Source organism: Xanthobacter sp. DMC12 (genome assembly GCF_056314105.1).
The window spans coordinates 957,676-971,028 of sequence record NZ_JBQUYZ010000001.1; the positions used below are offsets into that span (position 1 = coordinate 957,676).

Consider the following 13,353-nt stretch of genomic DNA (forward strand, 5'->3'; position numbering starts at 1 on the left):
CAAAAGGGCCGCCTTGCGGCGACCCTTTAAGACCTTGAGATCAAGGATTTTTGGTTGCGGGGGCAGGATTTGAACCTGCGACCTTCAGGTTATGAGCCTGACGAGCTACCGGGCTGCTCCACCCCGCGTCAGAACCGAGACTTTGCCGGCGAACCGGTGTTCGGCGAGGCGTATGTAGCAATCCCCGCCCCCGATGGAAAGGGCACGCGCCATTATTTATGGCCCGTCACGCCTGCCCTGTGGATGACGCATGACGACGGAGACCGGCCTCCCTCCCGCAACGCCTTCCCCCGCAACGGCTGGCGAAGGTACGGCGCAGCCTCAGCCATGAAGGAGATAAGCTCCGCCCATGAGCACGATCTCGCCCACCACCACGCCGACGAACACGGAGCGGCGCACCACGAGGAAGCCCGCGACCCCCGCCACGACCGCGCCGAGGCGCAGCGCCAGCGGCACCTCGGCGAGGGCGCCGGCCGGCGCGAACAAAAGGCGCGCGATCACGGCCGCGAGCAGTGCGGTGGCGACCGCCTTCACCCAGTGGAAGACGGCGCTGCCCTCCTCCACCCGGCGGCCGGCAATGACGGCGAGCGTGCGCCAGACCTCTGTCGGCAGGAAGCCGATGAGGACGACCAGCAGCAGAGCGGCGCCTTCGCTCATGGGGGTGATCGTGGGAGCAATCATGGGGTGACCCCTCGCCGCCGCTCCAGCAGCCGGCCGGCGATGAAGGCAAGCGTGCCCCCGCCGATGCCGGAGATCATCAGGTCGAGGCCGCCCTCAAGGTTCAGCGTCAGCGGCATCAGGATGAGACCGGCGGCGAGCGCCAGCCAGTCGGTGACGGATACGGAATTGCGCACCATCAGCACCGTGAAGGACAGGGGCGTCAGCAGCAGCAGCCCGGCAGCGACCCAGCCCGGCACCTCGCCCGCCACCGTATAGCCCGCCACGGTGCCGAGGCAGCTCACGCCGATCAGCGACAGGCCGAGGCCGAGGGTGAAGGGCACCCGCGCCTCGCCCGGCAGGTGCGGGAGCATCCGGAGCCCTTCGAGCCAGACCGTCATCGCGACGAAATGCGCGCAGACCAGCTCCCAGAACAGGCTGCGGCGCGGGCCGCGCATGTACGGCGCCACCGACACCACCATGGGCAGGAGGCGTATGGAGGACAGACCGACGGCGAGCGCGATGGCCGGCAGCGCCGTGCCCGCCGCAAGGCCGCCGATGAGGATCAACTGCGCCGGCAGCGCCCACACCAGCAAGGTCGAGGCAACGCCGGCCCCGAGGGGAAAGCCCACCCCCTGCAGCACCGCGCCGAATCCGAGATAGCTCGCGAACAGCACCAGCGCAGGCACCGAAACGGACCGGCGCATCCCCTGGAGGAAATAGACCGGCGGCGCATGATGCGCGTGGTGGAGGGACGGCGGGGCGTTCACGCGGCGTGGGTCCGGGGCGAGGGGCAGAGGAGATGCTGGTCGCCAGAAGCCGGCGAATGCCTCCCAATAGCACTTCCGCCCATCGCCGGGGAGTGAGGCCGCCGCAGGGCGCCGACGCCGGTCATGCGGGAATGGAACGTCTGGCGCGGGAGTCAGTGGGTGGTGCGGACGGCGGGACTCGAACCCGCACGCCTTGCGGCGCAAGATTTTAAGTCTCGTGCGTCTACCGGTTTCGCCACGTCCGCGGGGCCGGGCACAGGGCCCGGCGGACGTGTCTTAGAGCATGTTTCGCGGCGGGAGTGTACCTCCCGCCGAACGCGCCGTGCGCGGGGGTCAGCGCTTGCCGGTGCGCTCTTTCTCCAGGCGCCAGCACAGGATGGCGCCGATCATCAGGCCGCCGATCAGGCTGATGTGCTCCACCACCACGTGGAACTCGAACAGGCGCTGCTCGCCCTGCATGGTCCAGAAGGGGTGCGCGATGGGGATGGTCAGCGCGGTGAACACCGCCAGCATGCCGAAGCCGAGCCAGGCCATGCGGTTGGCGATGACCATGGCCGAGCCGCCGAGCAGCACGACGATGGCCAGCGGTACGAAGAACAGCGCAGGCTTCACGCCGAAGAACTCGAACAGCGCCAGCGCCTCGCCGAAATTGAACAGCTTGTCCAGGCCCGCTCCCCAGAAGATGAAGGTGAGCAGGGCACGGGCGACGATGCCGAATGCGGGGCTCGACAGGAGTGCGGCGATGGGACGAGGGGTCAAGATGGCACCTGTGGGCAGTTGATGCAGCGCGCACGAGCCGCCGGCCGAAGCCGGCGCCATGCGACGCCCCTCCTCTTGCCCGGGCCAGTCTGAACGGCGGCTGAACCGCCCTTCCCGTCCTGCGCGCGGCCGGCCCTCAGGACGCGTCGGCGGCCGCCGGAGTGATGGCGACAGATTCGCCGCAGCCGCAGGAGGACGTCTGGTTGGGATTGTTGAAGACGAACTGGGACGAGACCTTGTCCGTCTTGAAATCCATCTCGGTGCCGATGAGGAAGAGCACCGCCTTGGAATCCACCACCACCTTCACGCCCTTGTCCTCGACCACCGCGTCGAGCGGCGCCACGTCGGTGGTGAAATCGAGCTTGTAGGACATGCCGGCGCAACCGCCGTTCTCGATGCCGACCCGCACAGCCGTTCCCGGCTCGGCATCGGCGAGAATCTCGCGCAGGCGCTCGGCGGCGATGTCGGTGATGCGGATAACCGGCGGCAGGCTGCGCCGGGCGGGGCGGACGGGGGGCGTTTCGGCGACACTCATGGCAGACCTCCAGACCCGGCCGGTTCAAGGTCGGCGGGCCAGCCTCATACAAATGGTGGATGATCGCGGCAGGAGCAAGTCTCAGGATAAGGGTGCGGAAATGCCCTCATCCCCACACCGGCGCCACGCAACGCACGTTCGGTATTCTAAAACCTTTTCATCAGGGAAATTGCGTGGTTTCGCTTTTTCCCGGCAAAGGCCAAGATATAGGTCCAGGATACGGGCATCAGAGCGGCGGCTTAACGCCGGCCCGAAGGCGGCAGAACGAGGCATCATGAGGGCGCAACCGGCCAGCGGGCGGTTCCGCGCGGCGACCGCCATCATGGCGATTGCCGTGCTGTGGAGCCGTGCGGCCGAAGCCCAGCCCTCCCTATCCCCCGGCAGCCTCGGCGGTGCGCCCACGCTGAAGACCACGCTGATCGCCCTCGTTGCAGCCGCCGCAATCGGCGCCGCCGCGTTCATGGCCACGCTCCTTGTCTCCCGGCGTCGCGCGGCAGCGGGGATGGCCGGCACGCGCCAGCCGGCGACGGGCGCGGCCGTAACGGTAGAGGCTGCGACGGAACGAGCCGCGACCGGGCGTCCGGCCGCGGGACAGCCAAGGATGAACGGCGCAGCCCCGGCCTTGCCCAGCGGCGCCATGCGCGCCGTGCTCCTGCTGCTGGGGCTGGGCGCGCTCCTCCTCGTGGTCACGGTCCTCGTCTATCAGGCGAGCGTGCAGTCGGCGATCGCCGACACCCGCCGTCTTCTCGCCACCCTCGCGGAGGTGCAGGTGCGCAGCCTCGCCCAGGAGCGGCAGCGGCTGGAGACCGGAGCGCTTGCCCTCGGGTCAAGCCGCTTCCTGGCGGACGACGTGGCCGGCTGGCACGCCGAGCCCTCATCCGAGCGGCGCGAGCGCCTGCGTCTGCTGCTGGGGGAGAGCGCGCGCGCCTTCGGCTTCACCGGAGCCGAACTGTGGGCCAACAACGGGGCCTTCATCATGGCCTCCGGCGCGGAGCCCGGCCGGCCGGACGTGGCGGAGGCGGTGCGGCAGGTGGCGGCCACGGGCCAGATGGCGGAGGCGCCACCGCCGCGCGATTCCGCCCGCGCGCACGGCTTCGCCTTTCTCGTCAACGTGCCGGTGCGGGATGCCACGCATGATCCGTGCTGCGTGCTGTTCCTGCAGTCGGCGGTGCGGCCGGAAGCCCACCCCATGCTCTCGGCCGTGTTCCGCACCGCCCGCACCGCCGAGGCGCTGCTGGTGGGGCCGGACCCGCGCGGCGGCGTGCGCGTCACCTCGGCGGTCTCGCGCGATCAAGCCGCCCCGCTGCCGCGGACCTTCATCGCCGATCCTTTTGCCTTCGCGGCCGGCAGCGATCGGCCTGGCGTCGCCGGGACGGGCGCCGATCCTTCCGGCCGCGCCGTGCTGGCCGTGCGCACGGCCATCCCCGGCGATCAGTCGGCCCTGGTGCTCAAGGTGAACCGCGACGAGATCCTGAGCGGTGCGCGCACCTCTGCCTTTTTCTCGGCGGCGCTCGCCTGCGTGCTTCTGCTGCTGGCCCTGGCCGTGGGGCGCGGCCTGCTGCAAAAATCGCGGATGCGCGAGGCGGCGCGGGAGCTGTCCGCGGCCCGCGCGGTAAGCGAGGCGGAAGCGCGCTTCCGCGCCGCCTTCGATCAGGCCGCGACCGGCATCCTCCACCTCGACCTCGACGGCACCATTCTGCGGGCCAACGACAAGGCCTGCGGGATGCTTGGCCGGCCGGCGAGTGCGCTCGCCGGCGAAAGCCTCTGGCACCTGAGGGGGCCGGACCACGCCGCGGCCGGCACCGACGTGATCCGCCCACTGCTCGAAGGCCGGGCGGCCGAGATCGACACCGAGGAGAGCCTCGTGCGGCCGGACGGCTCGGCGGTCTGGCTCGCATTCACCTTCTCGCTGGTGCGCAATGCCGATCGCGAGGCGGACCACATCCTTCTGGTGGCGCAGGACATCTCCGCCCGGCGCGCCGCCGAGGCCGCACTGCGCGAGAGCGAGGAGCGCTTCGGGCTGGCGGTGAAAGGCTCCGACCAGGGCGTGTGGGATCTCAACCTGCGCACCGGCGGTCTCTATCTCTCGCAGCGGGCGCGCGAGATGCTCGGTGTCGGCGCGGACGAGGCCGTGGACGTCCAGCGCCCCTGGCACGAGCTGCTTCACCCCGACGACCGCCGCAAGGTGGCGGCTGCCTGGAAGGCCTTCCTGAGCGGCGGGGCGCCGACGCTGGAGCTGGACATCCGCCTGCGCCGGCCCGACGGCAGCTATCACGATTTCCGCTGGCACGGCCTCGCCGCCCGCGACGCCGCCGGCTCCGTCAGCCGCGCGGTCGGCCTTCTCGCGGACATCACGGGCTCAAAGCAAACCGAGCGCCACCTGCGGCTCGCGGCGGCGGTGTTCGCCAATTCCCACGACGGGCTGGTGGTGACGAACCTCAGGTCCGAGGTGTCGGCCGTCAATCCGGCCTTCTCGCGCATCACCGGCTACACCGAGGAGGAAATCCTTGGCCAGAACATGCGGCTCCTGCATTCCGGCCGACACGACCGCGAATTCTACCGCAGCCTGTGGAGCGAACTGACCACCACCGGCATCTGGCAGGGCGAAATCTGGAACCGCCGCAAGAACGGCGAGATCTTCCTCCAGCAGCTCAACATCACCACCGTCTATGACGACAGCGGCGCTCCGCAGAATTTCGTCGGGGCCTTCCAGGACATCACCCAGACCAAGCATTCCGAATTCGAGCTGGACCGGATCGCCCATTACGACCCGCTCACCGATCTGCCGAACCGGACGCTTCTCGCCTCGCTGCTCGACCTCGCCCTGAGCCGGCCGGGATCGCGCTGCGCGGTGCTGTTCGTGGACCTCGACCGCTTCAAGACCGTCAACGACAGCCTCGGCCACATGGCCGGCGACACCGTGCTGCAGATGGCCGCCCAGCGCATCCAGGACGGGCTGGAGAGCGGCGCGACCCTCGGGCGCCACGGCGGCGACGAGTTCGTCATCATCCTCGAAGGCATCGAGGGGCCGGAGACGGCCGCCACCGTCGCGACCCATATCATCCAGGAGATGGGCCGGCCCTTTGCCATGCCAAACGGCGGGGAAATCTACCTCGGCGCCAGCGTCGGCATCAGCCTGTTCCCCGAGGATGCGGACACGCCGGCGAGCCTGCTCCAGCACGCGGATTCGGCGCTGGCGGAGGCGAAGTCCCACGGCCGCGGCGGCTACGCCTTCTACACCCAGGCGCTCACCCGCGGCGCCCGGGTGCGCATGGAGATGGAGGCGGACCTCCGGCGCGCCCTGGCCCGCGAGGAATTCATCCTGAACTTCCAGCCGGTGGTGAACCTTGCCACCGGCCGCATCAGCGGCACCGAAGCGCTGGTGCGCTGGCAGAGCCCGACCCACGGTCTCGTCACCCCCAACCGCTTCATCCCGCTCGCCGAGGAAACCGGCCTCATCGAGCCGCTGGGCAACTGGGTCATGGAGGCGGCCTGCCGGCAGATGGTCGAATGGCTCGACAAGGGTGCCGATCTCGACTTCGTCGCGGTCAACCTGTCACCGCGCCAGTTCCAGCGGGGCGCCCTTTGCGAGTTCGTGGACGACGTGCTCCGCCGCACCGGCCTGCCCGCGCACAAGCTGGAGGTGGAGATCACCGAAAGCCTGTTGTTCGACGCCCGCGCGGCCGCCGAGCGCAAGCTGCGTCAGCTCAAGGAAACCGGCGTGCGCATCGCTCTGGACGATTTCGGCACCGGCTATTCCTCGCTCGCCTATCTCAAGCGCTTCCCCATTTCCAAGCTGAAGATCGATCGCAGCTTCGTACGCGACCTGCCGCGCACCGCCGACGCGGAGATCGCCACGGCCATCATCTCCATTGCCCGTGCGCTCGGCTTCTCGGTGGTGGCGGAGGGCATCGAGGATCCGCGCCAGCACGATTTCCTGCAGGCGCGCGGCTGCGACTTCGGCCAGGGCCACCTGTTCAGCCGGGCGGTGACGGGCGACCGCCTTCTGCGCCTTGCGCTCAGCGGGCCGCTGGCGCCCGGGCCTGCACCGGGCGCGCCGCGCGGCGCGGGACCGATCGGCAGCACCTCCCTGCACTGATGCCGGGAAGCTGGTTTCGGAAGGCAGCGCTTATTCCCGGTTCTTGCCTATTCCTGGGTCTTGAAAGGCATCGGGATGTCTTCCAGCGAGATGATGCCGCTGGTCATGATGTAGACGATGCCGGCGGTGATGATGAGCGCGATGACGCTGGTGGCGATCACCTTGTAGAGCATCAGCGGCCGCACCGGCGCGCCGGGATCGGTGCCCGGCGTGACGTCCGCGCTCTCGGCCTGGGAGCGCACGCCCCACGGCAGCACAGCGAACAGGCTGGTCCACCAGACGATGAAATAGATGGCGACGACGGCACCGACCGACACGGCGTCTTCCTTGACTGGCGGCGCCGCGAGGCCGGCGCCGCGAAGGGGATTTCAGGCCATCGGCCCCGGTCTTCGACCGGCGCCGAAAGGGCTCGCTCTCGCGCCGCGCGGGCTGGGCACGGCCAGTGAGACAAGCACGCAGGCCGTGGCCTCAGGCCTGCTCCAGTTCCACCAGCGTGCCGTTGAAATCCTTCGGATGAAGGAAGAGCACCGGCTTGCCGTGGGCGCCGATCTTCGGCTCGCCCGAGCCGAGGACGCGCGCGCCCTTCGCCTTGAGCTGGTCGCGGGCGACGATGATGTCGTCCACCTCGTAGCACAGATGGTGGATGCCGCCGTCCGGATTGCGCTCCAGAAACTTGGCGATGGGAGAATCCACGCCGAGGGGCTCCAGGAACTCGATCTTGGTGTTGGGCAGGGTCACGAACACCGTGGTCACCCCGTGCTCCTGCTGGGGCACGGCGGCGGAGACCTCCGCGCCGAGCGTATCGCGATAGAGCGCCGAGGCGGCCGCGATGTCGCGCACCGCGATGGCCACGTGGTTGAGCCGTCCGATCATGTTTCCCTCCGGTTCCTCACCGATCCATAGCGCAACGAGGCGAGCCGAGAAACACGACCTCCGCAGGAGAGCGGGAGGAGATAACTCACACCTCCAGCACGTGGACGTGGCAGACCGGCTTCTTGCCCCACGCCGCATTCACCGCCGAGCGCACCGCCCGCTCCAGGCTCTCCGCGAGCGCTTCCGGGTCACGGCGGCGGGCCTTGGGAAGGTTGTCGAGGGTCGCGACCACCGTGTCCAGCACGTGGTCGAGCATGTCGATGCCGCCCTCCCCGCGCTCCGGCACGCCGGTGATCTCGACGGAGGGATCGCCCGCAAGGCCGCCCTGCTTGTTCACCGCCACGGCGATGGAGATGGCGCCCACATAACCGAGCTTGCGCCGCTCGGGAATGGCGCGGGCGCCCTCGGCGAGCAGCAGGCGGCCATCCTTGTAGAGGCGGCCAAACGGCACGTCGTCCACCCGCTCGGCCGGGCCGGGGGCGAGCCGGATGACATTGCCGTCGTAGCAATTCACCACTTCCGGCACGCCGAGGCGGCGGGCGAGCAGCGCGTGCTCGTGCAGATGCAGCGCCTCGCCATGCACCGGAATCGCCACCTGCGGGCGGATCATGCGGTACATCTCCTCCAGCTCCCCGCGGCGGGGATGACCGGAGACGTGGACGAGGGCCGTGCGGTCGGTGATGACCTCCACTCCGCGCTTGATGAGCGCGTTGACGATGTGGTTCACCACCTTCTCGTTGCCGGGAATGGTGCGCGAGGAGAACACCACCTGGTCACCCGGCGAGAGCGCGATCTCGGGATGGTCATCGTCGGCGATGCGGCGAAGCGCGGCGCGCGGCTCACCCTGGCTGCCGGTGAGGATGGCCACCACGCGCTCGCGCGGCAGGTATCCGTAGGCGTCGGCGCCGCGGAAGGCGGGAATGCCGTCCAGCAGCCCCTGCTCGCGCGCGACGCCGATGACGCGCTCCAGCGCGCGGCCGACGAGCACCACCTCGCGCCCGTTGGCATGGGCGGCCTCGGCGATGGCGCGGATGCGGGCCACGTTGGAGGAAAAGGTGGTGAAGGCGATGCGGTGCTTCGCCTTGGCGACGATGCCCTTCAGCGAGGCGGCCACGTCTGACTCGGACGGGGAGATGCCGTCGCGGATGGCATTGGTGGAATCGCAGATGATGGCGCGCACGCCCTCATCTCCCAGCGCCTTCAGGCGCGCCACGTCGGTGGCCTCGCCCACGAGGGGGGTCGGGTCGAGCTTCCAGTCGCCGGTATGCACCACCAGACCCGCCTTGGTGCGGATGGCGAGGGCGTGGCTGTCCGGGATGGAGTGCGAGACCGGCACGAACTCGACGCTGAAGGGTCCGATCTGCACCGGCTGGCGGGCGCGCACGACCTCGATGGGCAGCTCGGACGGCGCGCCCGGCTCGCCGGCGCGCTTGGCTTCCAGAAGGCCGGCGGTGAAACGGGTGGTGTAGATGGGGCACTTCAGGCGCGGCCAGAGGTCCAACACCGCGCCGATATGGTCCTCATGACCATGGGTCAGCACAAGGCCGGCGATCTTCTTGCGCTCCCCTTCGAGGAAGCGGATGTCCGGCAGCACCAGGTCGACGCCCGGGGCCTCCTCGCCCGCGAAGCTCATGCCGAGGTCGACCACGAGCCATTCCCGCGCCTTCTTCGGGCCGAAGCCGTAAAGGCCGAGGTTCATTCCGATCTCGCCCACGCCGCCGAGGGGCGCGAAGACCAGTTCATCCGTGGGTGCCATCAAGGGGTCACTTCCAAACGCGGCGCCCTGCGCGCCGGCGCATGGGCGTGCCGGCAAGCGCGTGACGCGCCAAACAGGAAGAGCCCCGCGACGCGAGGCTCAGGAAAAGGCGGGCGGCCGTATGATGGGGTCCCGCCGCCGCAATGCAAGCCTTCAGAGCCCGGCCGCGACGATCAGTCGGGCTTGCCGAGGGAGACATCGCCCGCGGTGATGATCTCGGCCACGCCGTCCCGACGCCGCAGCATCATGGCGCCGCGCGTATCGATATTCTCGAAGCGCCCGACCACCTCGCGCTCGCCGATCTTCACGCTCACCTGATCGCCCATGCCCAAGGCGTGGCGCATCCAGTCCGAGCGGATGGCGGGGAAGCCGGCGCCGGCGTTCCACTGATTGAGCCGCACCGCCATGGCGAGGTCGAGGGCTTCCAGCATCCGGTCAGGCGCAGTGGGCGCGCCCAGCGCCTCGAGGCTGGTCGCCTTGTAGGGCAGGTCCTCGGGATGGTGCAGGCAATTGACGCCGAAGCCGATGACCGCAGCCGGGCGGCCGTGCGGATCGGTGCCGCCTTCCACCAGGATGCCGGCCACCTTGCCGCCGTCGATCAGGAGATCGTTCGGCCACTTGAGCTTCATGTTGTCCGTCGCGATCTGCGGCGCGGCGGAGATCACCGCATCCCGCAGCGCGAGGCCGGCGACGAAGCAGAGCTGCGCCAGATTCGCCACAGGCGCCGGGTTGGGCAGCACGAGGGTGGCGAAGAGATTGCCGAGCTCGGACGTCCAAGGGCGGCCGCGACGTCCCCGCCCGGCCGTCTGGATGTCGGCGACCAGCCACACCGGGAAGGTCTCGCCGCGTTGCAGGCGCGCCATCCCCTCGGCGTTGGTGGAGCCGATCTGGGTGAAGCGGACGATGGGAACCGTGGAACCCTGGAATTCGTAATGAGCCATCGTCTCAGAAGAGCGAACGGGCAGCGGCACTCGCAGCCTCAATGAGAGGAGCGGGATAGACGAAATAGAAGATGGTGAAAAGGCCGCTCACCGCCAGCACCGCCTTCAGCTCGGTCGGCATGGGGTCGAAGGCGTCCACCGGCTCGTCGAAATACATGATCTTGACGACGCGCAGGTAGTAGAAGGCGCCCACCACCGAGGCGAGCACGCCCACCACGGCGAGGCCGTAGAGGCCGGCCTGGATGGCGGCGACGAAGACGTAATACTTGGCGAGGAAGCCCGCGAGCGGCGGGATGCCGGCCAGCGAGAACATCAGAGCGCCGAGCATCAGCGCCATCAGCGGATTGCGGCGGGCGAGGCCGGCGAGGTCATCCACCGTCTCCACCGCCTGGCCCTTGCGGCGCATGGTGAGGACGCAGGCGAAGGTGCCGAGCGTCATTACCAGATAGATGGCCATGTAGAGCAGCACGCCACGCACACCCTCGGTGGTGCCGGCGGCGAGGCCGACGAGGGCGAAGCCCATGTGGCCGATGGAGGAATAGGCAAGCAGTCGCTTGATGTTGCGCTGGCCGATGGCGGCGAAGGCGCCGAGCACCATGGAGGCGAGCGAGACGAAGGCGACGATCTGCTGCCACTGGTGCGAGACGTGCGGGAACGCCTCGATCAGCACGCGCACGAAGATGGCCATGCCGGCGACCTTCGGGGCGGAAGCGAAGAAGGCGGTGACCGGAGTGGGCGCGCCTTCATACACGTCCGGCGTCCACATGTGGAACGGCACAGCCGACACCTTGAAGCACAGGCCCGCCACCAGGAACACGAGGCCGAAGATGAGGCCGATGCTCGGCTCCTTCGCCACGGCGGCGATCTGCAGGAAGTTCACCGAGCCGGTGAAGCCGTAGATCAGCGAGGCGCCGTAGAGCAGCATGCCCGAGGAGAGCGCGCCGAGGACGAAATACTTCAGGCCCGCCTCGGTGGAGCGCACCGAGTCGCGGTTGATAGCCGCCACCACATAGAGCGAGAGGCTCATCAGCTCCAGGCCGAGATAGAGGGCGATGAGGTCGCCGGCCGACACCAGCATGAACATGCCGAGCGTGGCGATGACCACCAGCACCGCATATTCAAACTTCGCCTGCTTCTCGCGCGCCTGCCAGTCCACCGACATGATGAGGGAGACCAGCGCGCCGATCGAGGCGAGCACCTTCATGAAGCGGCCGAAGGCATCGATGACCAGCGAGCCGTTGAAGGCGGCGACTTCGGTGCCCGGCTGAAGCAGCACCAGCACGCCCGCCGCGGCCAGCACCGCGATGGCGAGGCCGGTGACCAGATTGGCCGAGCCCTCCCCGCGGAACGCGCCGATGAGGATCAGCACGATGGCGGAGACGGCGAGCACCAGTTCCGGCAGGACCGCGCCGAGGGGAGGCAGGAGCTGCGACATGAGGCGTCCTCGAAAATCAGAAGCTCAGCAGCAGGGCGGTCTTCACCGCGCCCGCCACGGAATCGGTGCGCGCGACGACCGCGTTCACCGCATGGGATGTCATGTTGAGGATGGGCGCGGGCCACACGCCGAACAGGATGGTGAGGATCACCAGCGGGACCATGATGGCGATCTCGCGGGGCGAGAGATCCATCATGGACTTCAGCTTTTCCTTCTCCAGCGGGCCGAACACGACGCGCCAGTAGAGCCACAGCGCGTAGGCCGCGGAGAGGATGACGCCGGTGGCCGCGAAGAAGGCGACCCAGGTGTTGCGCTCGAAGGCGGCGAGCATGGTGAGGAATTCGCCGACGAAGCCCGAGGTGCCCGGCAGGCCCACGTTCGCCATGGTGAACACCATCAGCACCGTCGCGTAGAGCGGCATGCGCTTCACGAGGCCGCCATAGGCGGCGATCTCGCGGGTGTGCAGCCGGTCGTAGATGACGCCGACGCACAGGAACAGCGCGCCCGAGACGAAGCCGTGGGAGATCATGAGGAACATGGCGCCCTGCAGGCCCTGCTCGTTCATGGCGAAGATGCCCATGGTCACAAAGCCCATGTGGGCGATGGACGAGTAGGCGATCAGCTTCTTGATGTCCTCCTGCACCAGCGCGACGAGCGAGGTGTAGATGATGGCCACCACCGACAGGGTGAACACCAGAGGCGCGAAATAGTGGCTCGCCTCCGGGAACATGGGCAGCGAGAAGCGCAGGAAGCCGTAGCCGCCCATCTTCAGCAGCACGCCGGCCAGGATGACGGAGCCGGCGGTGGGCGCCTCCACGTGGGCGTCGGGCAGCCAGGTGTGCACCGGCCACATGGGCATCTTCACCGCGAAGGAGGCGAAGAACGCGAGCCAGAGCCAGTACTGCATGCCCGACGGGAAGCCGAACTGCATCAGGGTGGGCACGTCCGTCGTGCCGGCCTTCCAGTACATGGCCATGATGGCGAGCATCATCAGCACGGAGCCGGCCAGCGTGTAGAGGAAGAACTTGAAGGCCGCATAGATGCGGCGCGGCCCGCCCCACACGCCGATGATGAGGAACATCGGGATGAGGCCGCCCTCGAAGAAGAAGTAGAAGAGGACGAGGTCGAGGGCCGTGAAGGTGCCGAGCATCATGGTCTCGAGCACCAGGAAGGCGATCATGTATTCCTTCACCCGCTTATGCACGCTCTCCCAGGAGGCGAGAATGCAGAAGGGCATGAGGAAGGTGGTGAGGATGACGAAGGGCAGCGAAATGCCGTCCACACCCATGTGGTAGGAGGCGAGATCGCCGAGCCACGCCTTCTTTTCCACGAACTGGAAGCCGGGGGCGGACGCATCGAAGCCCGGGAGCAGCAGCAGCGACACCAGGAAGGTGACGAGCGTGGTCCACAGCGCCACCCAGCGGGCGTTGCGCGCGGACACCTCGTCGTCGCCCCGCACCACGAAGATGAAGAGCGCCCCGACCAACGGCAGGAAGGTGACGACGGAGAGGATGGGCCAGTCGGTCAT

General features: G+C 68.6%; 11 protein-coding genes and 2 tRNA genes. 1 reads left to right on the forward strand and 12 read right to left on the reverse strand.

The window, feature by feature from the left end:
• Positions 1-51: 51 nt before the first annotated feature.
• From ACT535_RS04420 to ACT535_RS04445, 6 genes are all read right to left on the reverse strand, one after another.
• A tRNA-Met gene (locus tag ACT535_RS04420) sits at positions 52-128 on the reverse strand.
• Between the two features lie 193 nt (positions 129-321).
• Positions 322-681, reverse strand: a complete 360-nt coding sequence (locus ACT535_RS04425; RefSeq protein WP_476363487.1) for an AzlD domain-containing protein — start codon at positions 679-681, stop codon at positions 322-324.
• On the reverse strand, positions 678-1,427 hold the full coding sequence (locus ACT535_RS04430; protein ID WP_476363488.1) for an AzlC family ABC transporter permease: 750 nt from the start codon (positions 1,425-1,427) through the stop codon (positions 678-680). The genes ACT535_RS04425 and ACT535_RS04430 overlap by 4 nt, the downstream gene beginning before the upstream one ends.
• A 160-nt stretch (positions 1,428-1,587) precedes the next feature.
• Positions 1,588-1,672 (reverse strand) — tRNA-Leu (locus ACT535_RS04435).
• 88 nt (positions 1,673-1,760) lie between these two features.
• Entirely contained in the window at positions 1,761-2,186 is a 426-nt protein-coding gene (locus ACT535_RS04440) for a DoxX family protein (RefSeq protein WP_476363489.1), read from the reverse strand.
• Between the two features lie 136 nt (positions 2,187-2,322).
• Complete coding sequence (locus ACT535_RS04445; protein ID WP_168458140.1) at positions 2,323-2,721, reverse strand: HesB/IscA family protein; 399 nt, start codon at positions 2,719-2,721, stop codon at positions 2,323-2,325.
• Positions 2,722-2,995: 274 nt separating this feature from the next.
• On the opposite strand from ACT535_RS04445, the gene ACT535_RS04450 reads away from it, so the two are divergent.
• Complete coding sequence (locus tag ACT535_RS04450; protein ID WP_476363490.1) at positions 2,996-6,820, forward strand: sensor domain-containing protein; 3,825 nt, start codon at positions 2,996-2,998, stop codon at positions 6,818-6,820.
• Positions 6,821-6,867: 47 nt separating this feature from the next.
• On the opposite strand, the gene ACT535_RS04455 is transcribed toward ACT535_RS04450, so the two are convergent.
• From ACT535_RS04455 to ACT535_RS04480, 6 genes are all read right to left on the reverse strand, one after another.
• The gene (locus ACT535_RS04455; RefSeq protein ID WP_168458142.1) at positions 6,868-7,137 is read right to left on the reverse strand and encodes a DUF1467 family protein; all 270 of its coding nucleotides are present in this window, start codon (positions 7,135-7,137) and stop codon (positions 6,868-6,870) included.
• A gap of 151 nt (positions 7,138-7,288) precedes the next feature.
• The gene (mce, locus tag ACT535_RS04460; protein WP_476363491.1) at positions 7,289-7,693 is read right to left on the reverse strand and encodes a methylmalonyl-CoA epimerase; all 405 of its coding nucleotides are present in this window, start codon (positions 7,691-7,693) and stop codon (positions 7,289-7,291) included.
• 85 nt (positions 7,694-7,778) lie between these two features.
• Entirely contained in the window at positions 7,779-9,449 is a 1,671-nt protein-coding gene (locus ACT535_RS04465) for a ribonuclease J (protein ID WP_476363492.1), read from the reverse strand.
• A gap of 173 nt (positions 9,450-9,622) precedes the next feature.
• Entirely contained in the window at positions 9,623-10,390 is a 768-nt protein-coding gene (locus ACT535_RS04470) for a biotin--[acetyl-CoA-carboxylase] ligase (RefSeq protein ID WP_168458145.1), read from the reverse strand.
• Between the two features lie 4 nt (positions 10,391-10,394).
• Positions 10,395-11,825, reverse strand: a complete 1,431-nt coding sequence (gene nuoN, locus ACT535_RS04475; protein ID WP_476363493.1) for an NADH-quinone oxidoreductase subunit NuoN — start codon at positions 11,823-11,825, stop codon at positions 10,395-10,397.
• A 16-nt stretch (positions 11,826-11,841) separates the two neighbouring features.
• Positions 11,842-13,353: an NADH-quinone oxidoreductase subunit M gene (locus ACT535_RS04480; protein ID WP_476322565.1), complete on the reverse strand. Its 1,512-nt coding sequence runs from the start codon at positions 13,351-13,353 to the stop codon at positions 11,842-11,844.

Bases quoted from the DNA above. Each gene is read 5' to 3' on its own strand.
- ACT535_RS04425 (WP_476363487.1), bottom strand. From the start codon at position 681: ATGATTGCTCCCACGATCACCCCCATGAGCGAAGGCGCCGCTCTGCTG.
- ACT535_RS04480 (WP_476322565.1), bottom strand. From the start codon at position 13,353: ATGACCGACTGGCCCATCCTCTCCGTCGTCACCTTCCTGCCGTTGGTC.
- mce (WP_476363491.1), bottom strand. From the start codon at position 7,693: ATGATCGGACGGCTCAACCACGTGGCCATCGCGGTGCGCGACATCGCG.
- ACT535_RS04470 (WP_168458145.1), bottom strand. From the start codon at position 10,390: ATGGCTCATTACGAATTCCAGGGTTCCACGGTTCCCATCGTCCGCTTC.
- ACT535_RS04465 (WP_476363492.1), bottom strand. From the start codon at position 9,449: ATGGCACCCACGGATGAACTGGTCTTCGCGCCCCTCGGCGGCGTGGGC.
- ACT535_RS04450 (WP_476363490.1), top strand. From the start codon at position 2,996: ATGAGGGCGCAACCGGCCAGCGGGCGGTTCCGCGCGGCGACCGCCATC.
- nuoN (WP_476363493.1), bottom strand. From the start codon at position 11,825: ATGTCGCAGCTCCTGCCTCCCCTCGGCGCGGTCCTGCCGGAACTGGTG.
- ACT535_RS04445 (WP_168458140.1), bottom strand. From the start codon at position 2,721: ATGAGTGTCGCCGAAACGCCCCCCGTCCGCCCCGCCCGGCGCAGCCTG.